At 66.0% G+C, this 19,838-nt stretch carries 20 protein-coding genes and 6 pseudogenes; 10 read left to right on the top strand and 16 right to left on the bottom strand.

Features of this window, described 5'->3' with window-relative positions; translation table 11 throughout:
- Window positions 1-38 precede the first annotated feature (38 nt).
- A pseudogene (locus OG214_RS33565) lies at window positions 39-886 on the top strand (IS5 family transposase).
- A complete protein-coding gene (locus tag OG214_RS33560) occupies window positions 883-1,281 on the top strand; it encodes a hypothetical protein (RefSeq protein WP_331746043.1) in 399 nt (132 codons plus the stop codon). Before OG214_RS33565 ends, OG214_RS33560 begins: the two are co-directional and overlap by 4 nt.
- 121 nt (window positions 1,282-1,402) lie before the next feature.
- Here OG214_RS33560 and OG214_RS33555 read toward each other — a convergent pair whose 3' ends face one another.
- The 3 genes from OG214_RS33555 to OG214_RS33545 form a co-directional block, all read right to left on the bottom strand.
- Window positions 1,403-1,549 carry a hypothetical protein gene (locus OG214_RS33555; RefSeq protein WP_405986837.1) on the bottom strand — a complete coding sequence of 49 codons (147 nt, stop codon included), beginning with the start codon at window positions 1,547-1,549 and terminating at the stop codon, window positions 1,403-1,405.
- Window positions 1,550-1,642: 93 nt separating this feature from the next.
- Window positions 1,643-1,792 (bottom strand): hypothetical protein, encoded by a 150-nt coding sequence (locus OG214_RS33550; RefSeq protein WP_405986836.1) that lies wholly within the window; start codon window positions 1,790-1,792, stop codon window positions 1,643-1,645.
- Window positions 1,793-2,239: 447 nt separating this feature from the next.
- Window positions 2,240-2,419, bottom strand: a complete 180-nt coding sequence (locus OG214_RS33545; RefSeq protein ID WP_405986835.1) for a hypothetical protein — start codon at window positions 2,417-2,419, stop codon at window positions 2,240-2,242.
- Here OG214_RS33545 and OG214_RS33540 point away from each other — a divergent pair.
- From OG214_RS33540 to OG214_RS33530, 3 genes and pseudogenes are all read left to right on the top strand, one after another.
- Window positions 2,340-2,543, top strand: a pseudogene (locus OG214_RS33540) (RHS repeat-associated core domain-containing protein); the annotation flags it as partial. The gene OG214_RS33545 and the pseudogene OG214_RS33540 overlap by 80 nt on opposite strands.
- A 358-nt stretch (window positions 2,544-2,901) precedes the next feature.
- Complete coding sequence (locus OG214_RS33535) at window positions 2,902-3,891, top strand: polymorphic toxin-type HINT domain-containing protein (protein ID WP_405986834.1); 990 nt, start codon at window positions 2,902-2,904, stop codon at window positions 3,889-3,891.
- A complete protein-coding gene (locus OG214_RS33530) occupies window positions 3,882-4,352 on the top strand; it encodes a hypothetical protein (RefSeq protein WP_363082820.1) in 471 nt (156 codons plus the stop codon). Before OG214_RS33535 ends, OG214_RS33530 begins: the two co-directional genes overlap by 10 nt.
- Before the next feature lie 219 nt (window positions 4,353-4,571).
- Here the strand turns inward: OG214_RS33530 and OG214_RS33525 are convergent.
- The 3 genes and pseudogenes from OG214_RS33525 to OG214_RS33515 form a co-directional block, all read right to left on the bottom strand.
- Window positions 4,572-5,864: pseudogene (locus OG214_RS33525) on the bottom strand (tyrosine-type recombinase/integrase); the annotation flags it as partial.
- Window positions 5,864-6,088: a helix-turn-helix domain-containing protein gene (locus tag OG214_RS33520; RefSeq protein ID WP_405986833.1), complete on the bottom strand. Its 225-nt coding sequence runs from the start codon at window positions 6,086-6,088 to the stop codon at window positions 5,864-5,866. The gene OG214_RS33520 and the pseudogene OG214_RS33525, both read right to left, overlap by 1 nt.
- Window positions 6,088-7,529: pseudogene (locus OG214_RS33515) on the bottom strand (replication initiator). Before OG214_RS33515 ends, OG214_RS33520 begins: the two are co-directional and overlap by 1 nt.
- Between OG214_RS33515 and OG214_RS33510 the strand changes: the two are divergent.
- Window positions 7,413-7,739: pseudogene (locus OG214_RS33510) on the top strand (NUDIX hydrolase); the annotation flags it as partial. The pseudogenes OG214_RS33515 and OG214_RS33510 overlap by 117 nt on opposite strands.
- A gap of 441 nt (window positions 7,740-8,180) precedes the next feature.
- A complete protein-coding gene (locus OG214_RS33505) occupies window positions 8,181-8,477 on the top strand; it encodes an immunity 53 family protein (protein WP_363086290.1) in 297 nt (98 codons plus the stop codon).
- Window positions 8,478-9,273: 796 nt separating this feature from the next.
- On the opposite strand, the gene OG214_RS33500 is transcribed toward OG214_RS33505, so the two are convergent.
- Both OG214_RS33500 and OG214_RS33495 read right to left on the bottom strand, forming a co-directional pair.
- Window positions 9,274-9,519: a hypothetical protein gene (locus OG214_RS33500; protein ID WP_405986832.1), complete on the bottom strand. Its 246-nt coding sequence runs from the start codon at window positions 9,517-9,519 to the stop codon at window positions 9,274-9,276.
- On the bottom strand, window positions 9,507-9,758 hold the full coding sequence (locus OG214_RS33495) for a hypothetical protein (RefSeq protein ID WP_363086288.1): 252 nt from the start codon (window positions 9,756-9,758) through the stop codon (window positions 9,507-9,509). Before OG214_RS33495 ends, OG214_RS33500 begins: the two co-directional genes overlap by 13 nt.
- Before the next feature lie 273 nt (window positions 9,759-10,031).
- Between OG214_RS33495 and OG214_RS33490 the strand changes: the two genes are divergently transcribed.
- Both OG214_RS33490 and OG214_RS33485 read left to right on the top strand, forming a co-directional pair.
- Window positions 10,032-10,739, top strand: coding sequence for an XRE family transcriptional regulator (locus OG214_RS33490; RefSeq protein WP_405987682.1), 708 nt, complete (start codon window positions 10,032-10,034; stop codon window positions 10,737-10,739).
- Window positions 10,740-10,741: 2 nt separating this feature from the next.
- Window positions 10,742-11,212 carry an NUDIX domain-containing protein gene (locus tag OG214_RS33485; protein ID WP_363086134.1) on the top strand — a complete coding sequence of 157 codons (471 nt, stop codon included), beginning with the start codon at window positions 10,742-10,744 and terminating at the stop codon, window positions 11,210-11,212.
- Here OG214_RS33485 and OG214_RS33480 read toward each other — a convergent pair.
- Window positions 11,200-12,166: pseudogene (locus OG214_RS33480) on the bottom strand (tyrosine-type recombinase/integrase); the annotation flags it as partial. The gene OG214_RS33485 and the pseudogene OG214_RS33480 sit on opposite strands and share 13 nt — an antisense overlap.
- 179 nt (window positions 12,167-12,345) lie before the next feature.
- A complete protein-coding gene (locus OG214_RS33475) occupies window positions 12,346-12,639 on the bottom strand; it encodes a hypothetical protein (RefSeq protein WP_405986831.1) in 294 nt (97 codons plus the stop codon).
- A gap of 726 nt (window positions 12,640-13,365) precedes the next feature.
- Here OG214_RS33475 and ltrA point away from each other — a divergent pair.
- Window positions 13,366-14,628: a group II intron reverse transcriptase/maturase gene (ltrA, locus tag OG214_RS33470; protein WP_405986830.1), complete on the top strand. Its 1,263-nt coding sequence runs from the start codon at window positions 13,366-13,368 to the stop codon at window positions 14,626-14,628.
- 33 nt (window positions 14,629-14,661) lie between these two features.
- On the opposite strand, the gene OG214_RS33465 is transcribed toward ltrA, so the two are convergent.
- From OG214_RS33465 to OG214_RS33440, 6 genes are all read right to left on the bottom strand, one after another.
- Window positions 14,662-15,813 (bottom strand): IS110 family transposase, encoded by a 1,152-nt coding sequence (locus OG214_RS33465; RefSeq protein ID WP_405986829.1) that lies wholly within the window; start codon window positions 15,811-15,813, stop codon window positions 14,662-14,664.
- A gap of 385 nt (window positions 15,814-16,198) precedes the next feature.
- Complete coding sequence (locus OG214_RS33460; protein ID WP_405986828.1) at window positions 16,199-17,005, bottom strand: hypothetical protein; 807 nt, start codon at window positions 17,003-17,005, stop codon at window positions 16,199-16,201.
- Window positions 17,006-17,083: 78 nt separating this feature from the next.
- Entirely contained in the window at window positions 17,084-17,467 is a 384-nt protein-coding gene (locus OG214_RS33455; protein WP_405986827.1) for a hypothetical protein, read from the bottom strand.
- A gap of 37 nt (window positions 17,468-17,504) precedes the next feature.
- Window positions 17,505-18,038, bottom strand: a complete 534-nt coding sequence (locus tag OG214_RS33450) for a hypothetical protein (protein WP_405986826.1) — start codon at window positions 18,036-18,038, stop codon at window positions 17,505-17,507.
- Between the two features lie 567 nt (window positions 18,039-18,605).
- Window positions 18,606-19,232 carry an SMI1/KNR4 family protein gene (locus tag OG214_RS33445; RefSeq protein ID WP_363084054.1) on the bottom strand — a complete coding sequence of 209 codons (627 nt, stop codon included), beginning with the start codon at window positions 19,230-19,232 and terminating at the stop codon, window positions 18,606-18,608.
- Between the two features lie 45 nt (window positions 19,233-19,277).
- Window positions 19,278-19,811 carry a DNA/RNA non-specific endonuclease gene (locus tag OG214_RS33440; RefSeq protein WP_405986825.1) on the bottom strand — a complete coding sequence of 178 codons (534 nt, stop codon included), beginning with the start codon at window positions 19,809-19,811 and terminating at the stop codon, window positions 19,278-19,280.
- Window positions 19,812-19,838 lie beyond the last annotated feature (27 nt).

Raw genomic sequence — 19,838 nt, 5'->3', positions numbered from 1 at the left:
CTGCCGGTCCGCGGTTGTTGATCTGGTGATGTGTTCGGGTGAGTGAACGCAAGCCGTATCCGAGTGACTTATCGGACGAGCAGTGGTCGTTGATCGAGCCGGTGATCACCGCGTGGAAGGGCCGGCACCGCTCGGTCAGCGGCCACCAGGGCGCGTACGACATGCGGGAGATCGTGAACGCGATCCTCTACCAGGGGCGGACCGGCTGCCAGTGGGCCTATCTCCCGCACGACCTGCCGCAGAAGAGCGCGACGTACTACTACTTCGCCGCCTGGCGGGACGACGGGACCGACCAGGTCATCCATGAACTCCTGCGCTGCCAGGTCCGCGAACGCGCCCGACGATTAGAGGACCCGACCTTGGTGGTGCTGGACACCCAGAGTGTCCATGTGGCCGCCGGGGTCCCCGTCTCCACGAGTGGCCATGATCCGGCCAAGCGGGTGCCCGGCCGCAAGCGGGGCCTTGCCGTGGACGTCCTCGGCCTGGTCATCGCGGTCGTCGTCCTCGCTGCGAACACCCACGACAACGCCGCGGAAATCTCCTGCTGGACCAGGTCGCCGAGCACGCCGGCGGAAGTGTCCGCAAAGCCCTGGTCGACCAGGGCTTCAAGAACCAGGTCGTCGCGCACGGCGCCGGCCTGGGGATCGACGTCGAGATCGTCCAACGCAACCCGCAGGTCAAGGGGTTCGTGCCGCAGCCGAAGCGGTGGAGGGTCGAGCAGACCTACGGGATCCTGATACTGCACCGGCGCCTGGTCCGCGACTACGAGCACCGCCCGTCCTCCTCCGTCTCCCGCGTCTACTGGGCGATGACCCACGTCATGACCCGGCGCCTCACCGGCGCGAACGCCCCCACCTGGCGCGAGACGGCGGCGGTGGCGGCGTGAACCTCCGGCCCCTGCTCGATGCCCTGGACCTGCAGGAAGACGCCGCCCGGGCCCTGGCCGACGACCTTCGTGCGCAGATCGACGGCCTGCAGACCCGGTTGCGGGAGGCCGAGATGCACCTGGAGCACCTCGCGATCACCCGCAAGACCGTCACCAGCCTTGCCGACCGGCTCCCGGCCGTCGCGCCGGACCTGCCCGAGCATCCGGACTACCCCCGCATCCTTGCCGCCTTCAACCACACGACCGGGCCGCTACGGGCCAAGGACGTCTGCGAAGCCCTCGGCCACGAACTGCTGCCGAAGAACGTCGAAGGCACCCGCGCCAAACTGAAACGCCTGGTCAAACTCGGCATCCTCACCGAGGCCGACACCGGCAACTTCGCTCGAAAGCAATAGCCGACCGAACCTCCACCAGCGTCCTTGCTCCCACCTCAGCCAGAAAAGGACATCACCTTACGAACCGCCCACTCAGAACGACACTCGGCGGGACTTCGGGCAGCTACGTCACCAAGGCGGCCTACTCGCCGACGTCGCAACTCCAGCAGCTCGAACTGTCCACGGGGGCGTCCGGCTCCAGAAAGACATGGCTGTCGTACGAGTACGAGCGCGGTACCGAGCGGCTCACCCAGTCGCGGACCGAGGTCGAGAGTGTCGCCGAGGTCACGTCGGAAGCCCGCTACACCTATGACGCGTCGGGCAACGTCACCACCATCGCGGATGTACCGACCGGTGGCCAGGCGGATGTCCAGTGCTTCACCTATGACTGGCAGCGCAGACTGGACACTGCCTGGGCGACGTCCAACTCCTCCGACGGATCGGTCGGCACGGGCAGGACGAACACCGCCTGCGCCGCCGACCCGGCTCCGGCCACCATCGGGGGACCCGCCCCGTACTGGCACTCCTTCACCTACGACACCGCGGGCAACCGCAAGCAGCAGACCCTGCACGCGGCCGGCGGCAGTCCCGAGACCGTCCGCACCTACACCTACGGTGACGCCGACCTGAACGGCACACCGGGTGAAGCCGATGACGGCGGTCCGCACACCCTGAGCAGAATGGTGCGGGACGTAGCGGCGGGCGGCGGCAATCCGGCGGTCCACGCGCAGGACACCTATACCTACGACCCTTCCGGCAACGCGCGGCAGAGCGTCCGGAACGGTACGACCCAGGACATGACCTGGAACGCCGAGGGGCGTCTGGACACCTCGACCACCGGCGGTGTCACGGCTTCCTTCGCCTACGACGCCGTCGGTGAACGGCTGCTGCGCAAAGAGGCAGGACGGACAACCCTCTATCTGCCGGGTATGGAGCTGAGTCTCGACACCGCCACGAAGAAGGTCGAGGCCACCCGCTACTACTCCTTCGCGGGCCGGACGGTCGCGATGCGCACCACCGGGGGCGTGAAGTTCCTCGCCGGTGACCGGCACGGAACGATGTCGGTCGCCGTCGACGCCATGACCGGCGCGACGGTGCGCCGCAGGATGGATCCGTTCGGCAACGAGCGCGGTACGTCCAGTCCCTGGGTGGACGACAAGGGCTTCCTCGGCAAGCCGGCTGACACGTCGACAGGCTTCACCCACCTCGGCGCGCGCGAGTACGAGCCCGAGAACGGCCGGTTCATCTCGGCCGACCCGGTCATCGACGTGACCGACCCGCAGCAGATGAACGGCTACGCGTACAGCAACAACAATCCGGTCACCTACTCCGATCCGACCGGCCCTCTGCCCCGCGGACCTGTGCGGCATCGGCTACCCCATCGGCGGCACGGGCCAGGTCGCCGGGGACCCGCTCCGTTTCGTCACCGTCGCTCCGACCCAGGGCAGGGACTGGGACTACCGGACCCCGGCCAAGAAGACGTACGACCAGGCACGGGCCAAGGCCGACGCGGCGAAGATCCGGGCACAGGCCGCGGCCAAGGAACTCGCGGGCATCCTCGCCGACGAACTGGGCCTCACCGATGCGCTGGACTGCTTCACCACCGGCAGTCTCGGCGCCTGCGGGGCGACCTTCCTCAATGTGGCGAGCAGCTTCGTCGGCGGCATCCTCGGGAAACTCGCCGCGAAGTACGGCATGCCGTGGAAGTGGAAGAAGGCCGTAGCACTCGGCAAACGCATAGCGGGTCTGGTCGACAAGCTCATCAAGAACTTCACGTCCTGGCTGAAGTTCGACAAGAAGGCCGAGAAGCTGGCGGGTGCGGTCGACGACGGCTGCAACAGCTTCACCGCCGAAACGAAAGTCCTGATGGCCGACGGCACCACCAAAGCCATCAAGGACATCGACATCGGGGACAAGGTCGTGGCGACCGACCCCGAATCGGGCAAAACCAGAACCGAGACCGTCACCGCCGAGATCAAGGGCAAGGGCACCAAGAACCTGGTCCAGGTCACCCTGGACACCGACGGCAAGCAGGGCGACCGAACGGCCTCGGTCACAGCCACCGACGGCCACCCCTTCTGGGTCCCCGAACTCGACGAGTGGATCGACGCCACCGACCTCCACCCCGGCCAGTGGCTCCGCACCAGCGCCGGCACCTACGTCCAGATCACCGCGATCACCCGCTGGACCCAGCAATCCACGGTCCACAACCTGACCGTCGCAGACATCCACACCTACTATGTCCTGGCCGGTACGACGCCGGTCCTGGTTCACAATCAGGACATTGGCCCTGGTCAAATGCACTTGTGGCGTGCGGTCCTTCCGGGTGAACTGTCTGAAATTTACAGCACGCGCGCTTATAGGAGTCCTATGGGTGCCAAATGGTTCTCGTTCACGGAGGAGGGGGCAGCTGAGTACGCGCGGCGCGCGTATGCTGCTCGAGGAGAGAAAGACGGACCATACACAATGACTCGTACTGTCATAAATAAGGCCGATATTCCAGATCTCGCGAACATGCCTCACACTTCCGATGTCGTCGATGGTGGCGTTGCGCTCGAGGATGATGTGGTGGCAAAGCTGGGGAGGCCGCGGATCCTACCGAGTATGAGTACATCGATGGGATGCCCGTGAGATACGTAATTGCATCATCCACCAAGAGGATCATCGATGAGTGCAGGGAGAAGTTGACGGGCGTTCCGGGTCTCGAATTCAGGGTCGGTTCAGTCTCGGAGACATGGATCGGCTGCGATGCCGCTGTGGTGTGGTGGCCCCTGGCTCACGAATGGTATGGCGGCATGCCAGAGCCCGGAGTTGCACAGGTCCTATTTAATACCGTGGGGGATGATGCGCCGGCGGTCATTTTGGCGACCCCTGCTGGGCCCGGCAGGACTTCTGGAGTCGGTCCTACGGATCTGGAAATCGAGGACTATACATTCAACTCCCTGGATGCATGCGCTCGAGAATACATGCGCCTATTCCCTGATCGTCGTGAGAGTGCAGATATTCTCGTCCATCTGGAAGCATCTGGTCTCGACAGAAGGGACATGGGAGCTCCTATCCGTGGGATGGCGAGATTTCTTCACGCGAAGTGACGTCGGATAATATGAGATGCGCGCCCCTTTCGTACTCAGGTGCTGTTGCTGAGGTCGGTCCCAGTGCTTTGGGCTACTGCTGGCCATAATTTGGTGCCCGTCGAGCGCCGTAGGGCGGCAGGTTTCCCCAATGACGCGGATGCCCCGCCGGATTCGTTTCCGGCGGGGCGTTTTGCCGTCTTGACGGCAGTAGTTGACGGCAACGTCAGCGGACGGGGCTGCACAAAGTGGCGGTTCGTCACTGTCGTCGGGCCGCGTGGCGGGCTCGGCAGGGGTGCGGAGGGCGTTGCCGAGGAGGTCGATGGTGTCGCGCTGGAGGCGGAGGCGGACGTGTGCGTACACGGTGGCGGTCACACCGATGTGGGCGTGGCCGAGGAGCTCTTTGATGACGACGAGTTCGACGCCCTGTTCCAGGAGGAGCGTGGCCGCCGATTGGCGGAGGTCGTGGAAGCGGATGCGGCGGAGGGTGGCCCGGCGGAGCAGGGTGTTGAAGTGTCGGGTGAGGGTGGCGCCCTCGATCGGGGAGCCGTCGGTCCGGGTGAAGACGTAGCCGCTTGCCTTTCAGCCCGCCCCTGCCGTTTCGCGCTTCTGGCGTTGCCGGGCGCGGTGCTGTTCGAGGGAGCGCAGGCACTGCGTCGGCAGGGCGATACGACGTTCGGAACTCTGCGTCTTGGTCGGGAGTGCGGTCAGGCCACTGGAGTTGGTGCGCTGGAGGGTGTGGCGGATGCTGGCGGTTCCGTCGGCGAGGTCGAGGTCTTCCCAGCGCAGGCCGAGGAGTTCGCCCTTGCGGAGGCCGGTGTGGAGAGCGAGTTTGAACAGGGCGTGCAGCCGGTGTCCGCGCGCGACGGCAAGGAACTGGCGCGCTTCGTCGGCGGTGAGGGGTTCGAAGCGGCGGGGCCGAGGCGTGCCGATGCGGACGTTCCGGGCGACGTTGCGCGGGATCTCCTCCTCGCGTACCGCGTGCTCCAGGGCCGACTTGAGCACGGAGTGCACGTCGGCCAGGGGCAGAGGGGAGAGACGCTTGCGGCAGCACTTCCCGGCCGCGCAGCACTGGGGCTGGTCGCGCTTGGTGTCGAGGCCGCGTGCGCAGCACTGGCAGGTGGCGCGGAGCTGGTCGAGCCAGGTGCGGACGTCCTTGGCCGCGAGTTTGGCGAGCTTCTTCCGTCCCAGTCCGGGGAGTAGGTAAAGGCGGACGCAGCCGGTGTAGCGGGTGTGGGAGGTCTCGCGGAGCCGGTGGACGGCGACGGTCTCCAGTCAGTACGTCAGGTACGCGGCCACGCTGCCCTGCGCGGACGGTGCCGGGACGCCCTTGTTGCTGGCGGCGATCTTCTCGGTGAGCTTCGTCAACGCTTCCTTGCGAGTGGTGCCGTAGACGCGGATGCGGCGGCGGGTGTTGCCGGGGGCGAGGACGTATCCGGCGGCTTCCCAGCGGCCGTCTTTTCGCTGGTGGACGGTGCCGTCCCCGTTGGCGCGTGTGCGGCGGGAGGCGGGGGTGTCCCGGGGTGTGGTCATCAGGCGGCTTCCTGTTCAAGGCGGGTGCGGATGAAGTCGGTGAGGGCGTGGGTGGGGATGCGGCGGGCGCGGCCGAGGGTGATCGAGGTTCGCTGGCCGGAGCGGAGCAGGTCGTAGACGGCGGAGCGGCCGAGCTGGAGGCGGGCCATGACCTGGGGCACCGTCAGCAACTCCAGCACCCGCGCCCCTTCCGTGTGGAGGACTGCGAGCGGGGGCGAGGCCATCAACAGCCCCTTTCGGCCGCGAACTGCCGTTCGAGCTCCTTGCTGTGCCACACGTGGGAGGCGAGGAGTGCGGCGCCGGGGCTGTAGCCCGAGCCGAGGTAGTCCCAGTGGCCAACGACGAGAGTTGTCGTCGGGTCGGACTCGGGCAGGCCGGCGCGGGCGCGCGCCTGTTCGGTACGCCAGGCACGGCGGGCGGCGCGCAGGGCACCGAGGGTGGTGGAGTAGCGGCGGGACTTGGTGGAGAAGTGGCCGCGGAAGCCGAGCATGTGCGCCCACTTCCAGAGCTTGAGGTCGGCGAACTCCGGGCGCTTTCCCAGCTCCCAGCAGGTGCGAATCATCTGCCGCACGTGACGTGCGACGGCGAGGCGTGGCAGCGGGCGGGCCTGCCCGGTGCCGCCACAGGCGGTGCACTGGAGGGGCGTTCCGTGAGGCAGGAGGGTGGCGCCGCGTCCCTGGCAGGGGCGGCAGAACAGGGCGCGGTCGAGGGTGCCGGAGGCGTCGGCGGACTTGGTGGCGTACTTGGCCACGTAGGCGGCAACGGCCTGGTCGGTCAGTTCGGCGTCGGTGCCGAAGGCGGCGATCTGCGCACGTCGAGCTGTGTTCCCCAGTTGAGTTCGCGCTCCCCGATCGCGTCCGACGCGACGGCCACCCGGACCCGGAGGGCTGCGGCCCGGATGGCGTCGGTGAGCACGGCGACGGTGGCCGACGTGGGCGGGGGTGTGGTGTTACCGTCGAGGCCGTCGAACCGGATGACGGCGTGGAAGTGGACCAGGCCGCGCTGCTGGTACTCGGCGACCTTCACGAAAGAGACCCGCAGGACCTCATGGGCAGCCTTCTGAGTCATGCCGAGCCCGGCGGCGATCTCGCGGCGCAAGTAGGTGGTGAAGCGGGCCCACAGGGTGGAGGCATGGGCGTTGAACAGGACCGCGCCCTCGTAGTCGCACGCCCCGGGGTTGAGCGGTGTCCCGATCAAGGCGTCCGTGGGGTCGTGGAGCTTGCGGCAGCGGCAGGGGCGGATGTCGCCGCCGGGGGTGGTGAGGCGGTTGTGGACGGGGCCGAAGGACGGCGGGGTGAGGGTGGCGAAGACGCGGGGGTGGGTGCGGAACTTGTCGGGGACGGTCTTGCCGCCGGAGAGGCCGGTGCGGATGAGGTGGTAGGCGTCAGCGGTGTAGAGGCGGGAGCGGGCCGGGCAGCGGGAGGCGCGGCGGTTGCCGCACGTGGTGAGCAGGCTGCGCGTCGGTTCGGTGGAGGAGGTGCAGGAGCGCAGGACCTCACCCGTCGCCGTGTCGACGGTGGCGGTGTGGCGGGTCAGGCGTACGGGTTCGGTGGCATGGACCTCGCCGACTCCCTGCCAGGCACGGCCGTCCGCGAGGTCAAGGAAGAGACTGGCCTCGACGTCGAGATCACCGGTTTGGTCGGCACCTACACCGACCCGAAGCACATCATCGCCTACACCGACGGCGAGGTCCGGCGCCAGTTCAACGTCTGCTTCACCGCCCGCATCACTGGCGGCCAGCTGGAGATCTCCGACGAGTCCACGGAACTCCGGGTCGTGCCGCCGGAAGAGATCGAGCAGTTGCCGATGCACCACACCCAACGACTCAGGCTCCAGCACTTCCTGGAACACCGCGAGAAGCCGTACCTGGGCTGAACCGCCTGACGGCAGTAGCGACGGCAACAACCCCGCACAACCACGGACACCCACGCACGTCACCGGACCGGCAAACCGCACTTGACCTGCGAAAAAGCAGGTAGAGGGGTCCGCGTAGCACACGTACTATGTGCTGGCGGGCGATACGCCGGTGCTGGTCCACAATTCTCGCGGGAATCTGTGTCCGCATCCAGACGCGGAAGGGCCCCACACGTCGTTTCGTCGCGACGGAACGACTGGGGAGATCGACCACTATGAATCCTATGATCGGCCGTCGGACTCCCGGGATCCGAGGCCGTTTATTCCGACGAAACGAGTCGATGTAAAGGGCAAACCTCACTACGACAAGCAGACTAAGACGAGAATTCCGACCCCGCACGTAAACCTTCCGGATGGATCAGCAATTCCTGCGGAACCCTGGGAAATCCCTAGAAGAAACCCATGACCTCGAACTTGAAGGTTCTCCAGCAGTGGTACGCAGCAGCCTGTGACGGAGACTGGGAGCACTCATACGGCATTCGAATCGAAACAACCGATAATCCTGGATGGATCCTCTCTGTCGACCTGACCCGAACCGCTCTTTACGGTCGCATGTGCGAGAGGGAAGATCAATGCGCTGACGGGTCTTGGGTGTCGATAAAGAGCGACGGATTCGAGTTTGTTGCAGCATGTGATCCAGGCTCGCTGGAGAGGGTGATCGGCTATTTCATCGAATTCGCTACTGCCGGATCGGAGTGATGGCTGGCCGTTTGGTCGCAGGGGATGAAAACCCGGCTAGCAGATGGGTCTTGAGGGACCTTTGACGGCAGTCGGTGACGGCAACGTCGAGGGGGCAGGTGTGGCAAGGCGCCGCGCCTGCCCCGCTGTCTGAGCCGTGAGGGCGCCGGGGCCTTCTGCGTCGATCAGGGGGCCACGATGCTGTGCTGGCTTTGTCAAGGTAGGCGAGGTCCGTCCGTCGAGTACCTCTGAGGCAGCCGGTTGTCATCTGACCGTGCGAGCGGAGCTGTTCAGAACTTCTTTACTCGATCAAGGGCGTCCCGCTGACGCGGGCCGCTGCCCGCCGGCGGTCGGTGACCGCCGCCCGCTCCTGTCTGCCGCCCCGCTGGCGACGGCCACCGGCCCCTCGGCGCGCAGAGCCCGAAAGCGTTCGCCGGGCCACCCGTCGGAAGCCACGGTCCGAACGCTCAGCAGAAAACTGGCCGGGCACCTGAGAGGCCGCCCGGCGGGCTCGCGCCGTCCCGGGGACCATGGTTGCTGCCTGGCTTGGGGCCGTGACGATGGAGACAACGGGGCTGATGCCGGTGCGGGGCTGGGCTGGGCTAGACACCCGTGACGGATGATCGGTCGGCGTGCCCACCGTCGTGGCTGACTTTCTGTGGCAGAGGCCAGAGCCTCACAGCCATGAGCACACCACGCACGTGGGCCCCGCCCCTGCCGGGGCTGACGAGGACGGGGGAGCCTCGAACGGTTGCGCCCGGCAGGTACGGGAGTCGGGTGGGTCAGCGTGGTGCGGCGCCTGGGCGAGCGGGGCGGGTCACGTCTGGCGCCAGGTCCGCCAGGGGCGGGTGATGGTCTCCCGGTAGGTGTGGTGGGACGGGTTCTGGCCGCAGTGCCGCAGCACCCAGTTTTGCGGTTCGGCGAAGTCCTCGCTTGTCGGTGAGGTCTCTCCGTCCACGGCGCACTGCATCGCGTACAGGACTGGCTCCGCGTCCGGTTCGCGGTCGGGCTGGACCGTCCAGGTCTCGTAGCGCAGGACCGGGCGAGGGGTCACCGTCCCCACCTCCGGTTGGCCACGGCCACCTTCGCGCTCAACTCCTCGGCCTGGGTCGGCGGGCGAACGTCCTCGGGCGGTACGTCCCACTCCCGGCCACCGCGCGGTGGCCGAAGCTGCATGTACGGCCCCACGTGCCCCGTCACCACGCCCATCTTGCCGCTCCGCCGGTCGACCACCAGGGCGTCGGCATCGGGCGAGACGGTGTGCCCGTCGGCATCTGGGGTGGGGGCCGTCATCGTGACCACCCTGGCGAGGCGGTCCGCGACCGGGCGTGCAGTCGCAGGGCGGGAGCACATGGGGTGGCGCTCATTCGCACGGTGACGCTCCTCGGCGGCGTTGATGCGTGCCCCTGGGCCTGTTGGTGCCGCAGGGTCGGCACCGATCCTCACGCCGGTCACCGGGACGAAGGAACCTCCCCCCAAACCCACTTCGGGACGTCCCGCGCCGTGTAGAACGTCCCTGGTGCCGTCCCGCGACGAAAGGGGAGACTCGTGCCGAACGAGAGACTACGAGCCGTCATGGCGGCGGGAGGTTGGACGTACGCCGCACTCGCCCAGCAGGTCGAGATCGACCCCAAGTCGGTCGAGCGCTGGGTAAACCTCGGGCGCACCCCACGTCGTGCCACCGCCCTCCAGGCGGCCAAAGCCCTGGGAGAAGACGTGCACGCACTCTGGCCGGCACTCCGCCAGGCCCGCCCCGCCCGCGCCATCAGCCCCGAACTGGTCGCGCTCTACCAGCAGCGGGCCGACATCCCCGTCTCGGCGTTCACCGACCTGATGGCCCAGGCCCGGGAACGGATCGACATCCTCGTCCACGCGGCCGTCTTCCTCCACGAGGCGTACCCGCGGCTGAACGAACTCCTCACCGAACGCGCCGCCCACGGCTGCACCGTCCGCATCGCGATCGGGGACGCAGCCAGCGACAACGCACAAGCCCGCGGCCAGGAGGAGCGGTTCGGCCACGGCATCGAATCCCGCTGCCGCCTCGCACTCATGCACTACAAGCCGCTCACCGGCACCCCCGGCATCGAAGTCCGCACCCACAGCACCACCCTCTACTGCGCCGACGATCAGCAACTCGTCAACGCCCATGTCTGGGGCGTCAACGCGTACGCCGCCCCCGTATGGCACCTTCGCCGACACGAGACAGGCGGCATGTTCGACACCTACGCCGAGAGCTTCGACGCGGTGTGGGCGACGGCAACCCCCGTACGAGAGGAAGGCTGACCGTGGCCCGCACCGAGTTCTACGACGACCCGAACGCGCCCAAGCCGAACAGCATGGTCGTCGCCGCCTCCGCCGTCGTCACCGACGACCACGGCCGCATCCTCCTCCAGCGCCGACGCGACAACGACCTGTGGGCCCTGCCCGGCGGAGGCATGGACCTCACCGACTCCCTGCCAGGCACGGCCGTCCGCGAAGTCAAGGAAGAAACCGGCCTCGACGTCGAGATCACCGGTTTGGTCGGCACCTACACCGACCCGAAACACATCATCGCCTACACCGACGGCGAGGTCCGCCGCCAGTTCAACGTCTGCTTCACCGCCCGCATCACCGGCGGCCGACTGGCAATCTCCGACGAGTCCACCGAACTTCGTTTCATACCGCCGGAAGAGATCGAGCAGTTGCCGATGCACCACACCCAACGGCTCAGGCTCCAGCACTTCCTGGAACAGCGCGCGACGCCCTACCTGGGCTGAACCGCCTGACGGCAGTAGCTGACGGCAACAACCCCGCACAACCACAGACGCCCACGCACTTCAACGGACCAGCAGATCTCCAAGCTGCCGAGCGCGGTGCTGAGGGTGTCGATGGCGTCGCGCTGGAGGCGGAGTCGGACGTGGGCGTAGACGGTGGCGGTGACGCCGATGTGGGCGTGGCCGAGGAGTTCCTTGATGACGACGAGTTCGACTCCCTGTTCCAGGAGCAGGGTGGCGGTTGAGTGGCGGAGGTCGTGGAAGCGGATGCGTCGGAGTCCGGTCCGGCCGAAGAAGCTGTGGAAGCGGCGTGTGAGGTTGGCAGGGGCGAGAGGCCGTCCGGTTGGCGTGGTGAAGACGAGGCTGCTGTTTCTCCAGGCTGATCCTGCCGTTTCGCGTTCCTCGTCCTGCCGTCCCTTGTGCTCCTTGAGGGAGAGGAGGCATTCGGCGGGGAGGGCGATGCGACGCTCAGACGCCCGGGTCTTGGTGGGCAGGTGGGTGAGGCCGCCGGTGCGAGTTCGCTGGAGCGAGTGGCGGATGCTGGCCGTTCCGGTGGTGAGGTCGAGGTCTTCCCAGTGGAGGCCGAGGAGTTCACCCTTGCGGAGGCCGGTGCGCAGGGCGAGTTCGTACAGCGCGTGGAGCCGATCGGCGCGGGCCGCGTCGAGGAACTGACGGGCTTCTGCCGCAGTGAGCGGACGGAAACGCCTGGACTGGTGCGTGGTGGTCTTGACGTTGCGGGCGACGTTGCGGGGCAGCTCGTCTTCGCGGACAGCGTGTTCCAACGCCGACTTGAGGACCGAGTACACGTAGGTCGGTCGAGGGAGACAGCCGGTTGTGGCAGCACTCGCCGACCGCGCAGCATGCCTTCCGTTCAGTGTCCGGCCCCTGGGCACAGCACTGGCAGGTCGTGCGGAGCTGGTTGAGCCAGGTGCGGATGTCCTTCGCGTCTGACCCCGCCGACTTGAAGGTGAAGTACAGGGAGACCGCGCGCGGCCTCGCGGTGAACATCATCGAGTGCTCACGAGATAGGCTCTGATCAGCAGTTTCCCGTCTTTAGCACGGGCACGTCGGCGTTGGGTGCCCCTATCTCTTTGGTCAAGCTGTTGGGGTGTCCCCGGTGGCGGCGGGGGCGTGCGTCAGCCGTCCGCCGTTGTGTCGATGCCTGCGTATTCGTAGGTCCAGCCCGCAGTGGTGTCGGGGGCTCGAACTGCCAGGTAGATGTGTTTGGCGGCGGAGTTCCAGGGTCCTGATGTTCGACCGGGGCGACCTCGGAAGCCTGCGGGCGGCAGTCCTGATGGGTCGAGTTCGACGATTTTGGTCCGTCCGTGGAAGGGGCCGCTGACGACCTTGATGCCGATGGTGTTGTTGACGGTTTCGCCCGCGAGCCAGCGCCGGATGAGTGCCAAGTGCTCGGAATTCTCGTCCCCCATGGCCGTAGCTGACCATGGGCTTGGGCGGAGGGCAAGCAGGTCTCAAGTGGCTCGGATGGGCTGGGGTTCGTAGAAAATTCCGTCCCGGAGCATCGCGAAGGGGATGTCGGCCCGGCGTCGTGCGAGGCAGAGCAGGGCTTGGGTGTTTGTGTCCTGAACGCGAAAGGGATCTGTTTGTAGGGCAGCTCCCAGAAGCGATGCTGTGCGAGAGATGAAGGTGTGGCCCTTCGAAGTCGCCCTGCGGGGGGAGGCTTCAAACCGCCTCATGCTGCGTTGGCTGAAGACCGTCGTGGTGAGCGATGAGGAAAAGGCATCCAAGAGGTGTCAGGTGGGGACTGGGAAGACGAGTGCAAACGATTTACCGCTGACGTGTCGTAAGACCTTCAGATGGCATCAAAACCGGGGTGTATACCCAGCTCCGGGATAAGCCTGGCGGGTGCCCGTCTATTGGCCAGGTGGTGTCCGGCATGCAGGTGACGTGAGCCCAGTCTGCTGCTTTCGAACGGAACAGGAGAAGGAATGTCCCGACACTGTCCGCCTTTCTGGGCGGGCGACAGGGAGAGCTCCAAGCGGCCGAAACCGTGAGGGGTTGAGTACCGAGGCGGGACATGCCGGCGGACCGGTCCGTAGTAGTGGTGAAGCCCCTGTAACGGGGGTGGAGCGAAGGGACCGGGTCGTTCGTGACTGAGTGTGTCGTATCAACCGGAGCTATCCGGGAGGAGTCCGATGGACCAGTTGAAGTCACCAGTCAAACCGTTCGATATCTCGAAGTGGGAAGTCAAGGAGGCGTGGGAGGAAGTCAGAGCGAACAAGGGCGCACACGGAGTGGATGGGCAGAGCATCGACGACTTCGAGAAGGACCTGAAGAACAACCTCTATAAGGTCTGGAACCGGATGTCATCGGGCTCATACTTCCCCCCTCCCGTGCGTGCGGTGGAGATTCCAAAGCCTCATGGCGGCGGCATGAGAATGCTCGGCATTCCCGCAGTCGCCGACCGTGTGGCCCAGACCGTGGTGGCCAGGCATCTGATGCGAAGGGTGGAGCCTGTTTTCCACCAAGATTCCTTTGGATACCGGCCCGGGCGGTCTGCGCTGAACGCGGTGGAGCGTTGCAGAGAACGCTGCCGGAAACGGGACTGGGTGGTGGAGTTTGACATCGCCAAGTTCTTCGACAGTGTGCCCTGGGACCTCCTCGTCAAGGCGGTGGAAGCTCACACCGATGCCGTTTGGGTGAAGTTGTATGTGGAGCGGTGGCTTGCTGCCCCGCTCAAGATGCCCGACGGCTCCCTGATGGACCGCGAGTGCGGGACTCCGCAAGGGGCTCCTGTCTCGCCTGTTCTGGCGAACCTGTTCCTGCACTATGCGTTCGATCTCTGCATGGACCGGGAGTTCCCCACCGTCTGGTTCGAACGGTATGCGGACGACGCGGTGCTGCACTGCATCTCGGAGCGGCAGGCCGTCAAAGTGCTGTCCGCTCTGGAGAACAGGATGGCCGAGGTCGGATTGCGACTGCATCCGGACAAGACCCGGATCGTATACTGCAAGGACGGGAAGCGCCGGGGCTCCTTCGGAGTCACGGCATTCACCTTCCTCGGGTTCACGTTTCGCGCCAGGTGCAGTCAGGATCGCAACGGCAAGCTCTTCTTGTCGTTCGACCCCGGCATCAGCAAGGACGCTCTGAAGAAGATCAGCGGCGAAGTGCGGTCCTGGCACCTGCACACGCGCTCGGATCTGTCCTTCACCGACCTCGCCCGCAGGATCAATCCTGTGGTGGCGGGGTGGATCAACTACTACGGCCGGTTCAGGCCGAGCGAGTTGACCCGCTTCTTGAAGCGCATCAACGCCTACTTGGTGCGTTGGATCCGCCAGAAGTACGAACGGCTCGCGCCACTGCGGAAGGCCCTTGCGAAGCTGCGGGAGATCGCTCAGCGGTATCCCCGCATGTTTACGCATTGGCGCTGCACGACGGTGGCCGCGTCAGGTTGGTGATCAGAACGGCAAGAGCCGTGTAACGGGAGACTGTTACGCACGGATCTGTGAGAGCCGAGGGGTGAGACTCCCCTCGGCTACTCGGCGGTGCTTGCCCTGGGCGATCTTCTTGTCGTCGTAGTCCCCGGATGCCGGGTCGCCCGAAGCGGCGAACGCGGAGAGAAAGAATGCGCGTTTGAGCTGCTTGTTTCCCCGTCTGGAGGGCTGTTCGCCGCGGATCGATGAGCCCGAACTGCGGGTCGCCGGTGCAAGTCCTGCGTAGGCGGCGAGGTGGCCGGCGGTCGGGAAGGTGCTGCCGTCGCCGACCTCGATCAGGATCCTGGCTCCGGTCCTGAGGCCGACTCCCGGCATCGACCTCAGGACCTTGGAAGGAGGGTGTGCCTCCGGGAGTTCCTCGATCCGGCCGGCCAGCAGCTTGCGCTGGTCAAGGACGGCGGCGAGCGATCCCGCCAGGCTCGGGACGATCAGTGGGGCCGCCTCGGTGCCGGGGACGGTGACGGTCTGCTCGTCCAGGGCGGTGAAGATGTCCTCGACCAGCCGCTCGGCCGTCCTTGGGGCCTTGGGCCGTGACAGCGTGACCAGGCGTCGCCTGCCGGCCTTGCGTATCTGTGCCGGTGACCCGAACCGCTCCAGCAGCATGAGGACGGCCGGATGTTGCGGCCGCGGCCCCGGCACCCGTTCCAGCGACGGATGGATCTGGGTCAGCAGACCGTGCAGCCGGTTCGCGACTCGCGTGGCCTCGCCGGCCAGATCGTCGTCGAAGCCGACGATCATCTCCAGCTCGGCGGTCGTCTCGTCCTCGCCGTCGGTGGCCCGCAGCGTGTCGGGCATCGCGCGGGCCGCGTCCGCGATGATGAACGCGTCCTTCGCGTCCGTCTTGGCCTCGCCCGGGTAGAGGTCGGCGATCCGCCGCATCGTCAGCTCCGGAAGGTAGGCCACGGGGCAGCCCATGTCCCTCGCAACGGCCGGCGGCAGGGCACCGATCGAGGTCGGCTGATCGACCACGACCAGCACCGTTCCGTGCTTGGCCCGCAGCTTGGCGAACAGCTTGCGGAGCTTGGGTTCGGTGTTGGGCAGCCGTTTGTCGAAGGCCTTCTTGCCGGCCGGGGTGACGGCGGTGGCGTGGTGTTCGCCCTTGCCGATGGCCAGGCCGAGGAAGACGTCGATGTCGCCGGTGTCGATCACGTGCAGGTCTCTCCATCACGCCTTCGTCCGGCCTTGCCTCGGCACCGAGCTGCCACATCCACGTTACGGAGAGCTCTTCCGGCCTAGGTGAAGCCGGTGCTCAAGCCCCTCATCAGCGGTCCGTCGACGCCTCCGGGCCCGGTGACACCACCCCCCGGATCATCAGCAACAAGGGGGGGAAGTCATGCCGGACCCGAAGGCCGGTAGCCCCATTGCGGAGCCACGAAAAAGGTAACGGGGGGCGGATCGACGGCGGCCCCGTACTCGGCGGTGCGGCTGGTCAGGACGAGGGGCGCTCCCGGAGGCAGGGCGCGGTTCACGGCGTCCAGAGCCACGGCTCGGGTGTGCGCGGGCAGTTCGTCCAATCCGTCGAGCAGGGGAACGATCAGGCGCTGGTCCAGCAGAGCGCGGGCACGCGACGTGACCTGCCTGGGTCCGCCTGCGGCTGGAGCTGGAGCGGGAGCGGCAAGCCCGGGGAGTTGGTGGCGAGACGTTCGGCCAGCCATGCGTCGTGTTCCCGGCGGTCGGGGTCCCAGGAGGCCAGCGGGAAGATGACCGGGACCGGTGAGCCCGCCTCGCGTGACTGGAGCAGACCCAGTAGGAGACGTACGGGCATCATCGTCTTGCCCGCGCCCGGCTCACCGAGGATCAGCAGGCGTCTGCCCGGTACACGGGTGGTGAAGACCTCGACAATCTCGTCGTCGCTGCCGGCCAGGCTCTCGGGGCCGCCGGCCCAGGCGGGTGGCAGTGCGGCCCGGGCGGCGGGTGCCCCGGTAGAAGTACGCACGAGTGTGTCCCGGGGTTCCACCACGTCGGCACGGGCAGGCCGCCAAGGGACCGGCAGTGCGTACGCTTCAACGAGGCGCCGGACTCTCGCCTCCGCCTGCCACTGCGTGCGCACCGCCGGCGCCAGTTCGTCGGCCATGGCCGTCAGACCGAGGCTGTCGGCGTGTTCGCGCCGGTCGGCCCGGCAGCCGAGCCACGAAATGCACAGCGACGCCACACCGACGACGAGGCCCGCGGCGGTGCCGACGACCCCCAGCAGGTGTTCTGCGCCCGCTCCTCCGCCCCAGTGAGCCGACTTCGCGAAGATCAGTCCGACAGCGGCGACAGCTCCCGCAACCAGGGCCCATGCTCTGTAGTGTCCGCGCCTGCTGTTGCCGCCGTCTCCACGTGTGTCCCCCGTTCGCACGGGCATGAGGATGCCCTATCGCGCCGCAGGGCGAGGACGAAGAGCGGGGTTGGGGTTTTCCGAGGAGCCTCAACAGTGTCAAGGAGTCTGGTCACCCGGCCCACAGCCCCCCGCCAAGTCCAGAAGGATCTCCTTACGGGCCTGGGCGTCCACTGCCTTGTCCCAGCGGTCGGCCTTGTCCCAGCGGTCGGCGACGGTGTCACCTGTCGGCCGGCGCACCATGCCCGGCACACGCTGCGGCTCGGCCGCAAGTGCCGCCCGTTCTCGCCCCATTGCGGCATACCGATCACGAAACCACTTGGCATCGTCGGGCGCGTCGTACAACCCCGCCTCGCGGTCAGCACGAAGCCGCTCCCGATTGGCCCGGACCTCAGCGACACGCTCCGGCACCCCATTCCCCGGGTCATGGACCGTCTCGAAAATCGCGCCGTCACCGAACTTCCGCAGAAAGCACTCTTCCACGTACGCGTCCAGAGGATGTTCCGCAAGCCTGTCGCGGCTATACCACAGGAGGGTCGAGCCGCCCCGTCGGCTCAAAGCTTGGTTCACCCTCGACAACAGGGAGGAACAGCTCCTCCTGGAGCGCCTTCCACAGGAAGTCCGTAAAGGAAAGATCGAAAACAGCCCACTCACCCATATCCACCGCCACTCCCCAGGAACCCTTCTCAGCATGAGGCGGCACAAGGTAGAGTGTATTGCCGGAAATTGACCTGCCTACCGCAACGAACCCGCCGACGGCCGGATGCAGTGGATATGGAAATTCCTCCGAATTATCCTGCGAGAGTGCGTCATGAGCAAGGGCTGTCTGGTCCCACAATTCCACCAACCGCAGCCCCGCCCCGCCCGCCTCGCCCTTCGGATGGTACAGATAGAACTGCTCATTAACACACCCCGGACCGTATGCCGAGATAAATCCCTTGTAATCTTCCGGGAACTCGATTCCAGCGTCCCGCTCAGTCGCTCCCCAATCCCCCTCGACTTCGCGGTTGCACTGCGGCGATCCAAGCAAATCACGGAATTGAGAGAGTTCCACCGGATAACCTTTCCGTACACAAGCACCCGTCGACCGTGCGATTTTATACGGTGCAGTTAAATCGATAGCCCTTGTCGTCGACAGCATACATCTTGATCTCGTCGGTATCGCGGGATCGTTTCCGTTGCACACCGGAACAACTCCGAAAGCAGACGTCTGACCATTTTTCACGGCCGCAGTTATATCATTTTCGAGTCCACGCATGTGCGGAGTATTGGCAGGACTCTGATATCCGGGACGAAGTTGTACAGGGTATCTCTGGCACCACCCATCTGGTTACCTATCAGATGCAATGCGGCCCTATTGTCCACAGGTAGTCTCTGAAATCCCGCCGGCTGCCACTTCGGATCCAATCACCAAGGCCTCAGGTCGAAAGTGTCCGTGTGCGCGACAGCTCCCGTAGCACGGCAGTCCTCAGCGTCAGGACCGAAACGCGTCATGTGCGCACACCTGAATCTCGGTCCTCCAGGAAAAGACGATCGGCCTCGATCGTATGCCCCCCCAGAAGCATGCCTCCACGCCGCAAGCCCCGTCCTGCGGAAGGACGACGTACTTTTAGAACATGTCCTAGTCGAACTCTCCCGCGTAAGGATCCGGCAGCCCGGTCCACGGATCAACACCCTCATTCATCAGGCGCTCCTCCTCGCGCACATTCAAGAATCGCGGAGATTCCGCACCCCAGAGACTCAGATCGCTGACCGGGCAGGAATCGAACTCCGCTGTTAGGACACGGACCAGAAACTCCACCATGCCGCAGTCGTAGAGGCTCCAACCACCACCTTGCCGTGCCCAGACGGCAACCGGCCATTCCTGCGGATCCTCAGACTCGGTCAGCCAGCCCATGGTGTCGGCTGATGCTGTCAGGCCCCAGACCAGTACGTCCTCGACCGAATGTCCCCGGCCCTGTTCCGGGCTGTTCCAGCGCCTCATCGTAGGTTCCGCCAGTTGCTCCGCCCCGAGCCACGAGACCGGCATCACTGACGGAGCCTCGGGATCGGGGCTCAGCACGATGAGAGACTCATCCACCGTGCCGGCCCCGTAAGTCGCCAGGAACCGGCGGTAGTCATCAGGCAGCGGGACACCAAGCCGGTCCGTGGCCGCTCTCATGTCCACGATGTCGCCGGCGCCCGCATGCGGAGGCAACAACCGCAGCAGTCGGTCCAGCGATCGATCGGCTCGCTCGCCCTCAGCCATTGGCGCAATTCCTTTCACTCGACCCACGGTCGGTTCGCAACATGCTCATTGCATCCCGCCCGTCGGTACAGGCTGTCCATTGTGGGACACAAGACCAAGATTGAAGTGCAGCTTATTTTTCGTGCTGTACATCATGTTGGGAACGACCTCGTCAAGCACCAGTCCGAGCCGACCGCCGGCCGTGATTCCACGGGCAGCGATCTCGTAAGAGACAGGCACCGTACGAGTATCCGCGTACTTCGGCACGACGTGGTAGCTGACCGTTTGCCCCTGGACAACGGCTTCCTGTACCTGACTTTCAAAGGTGTACATGTGCTGAGGAAGCCCGGGATCACCTGAGGCTACCGGATTCGCGTTGGCGGCACGCGAGCAGGTGGACAGGTTTCTCAGGTCCAGACCGTCACCGCCAAGCTGCTTGCCCAGCAAATGGCAGGCGCTGCGCCAGAAGTAAGGCGACTTATTGCCGTGAAAGGCGGCCGCCCGATTCGCCCAGTGGTATCCGGGGGGAGCCACCTTCTTGGTGTTGGTGTCCGATCCTGGGTTTTCCTTGATGAATACCGTGTTCAGACATGCCTCCACACCGGTGGACCGGTTGCCGTTCGCGAC

Origin of the sequence: Streptomyces sp. NBC_00872 (genome assembly GCF_045161915.1) — a bacterium.
Lineage (GTDB): Bacteria > Actinomycetota > Actinomycetes > Streptomycetales > Streptomycetaceae > Streptomyces.
Note: the sequence above shows the minus strand (reverse complement) of the source record. Positions and strands in the feature narration are given on the sequence as shown.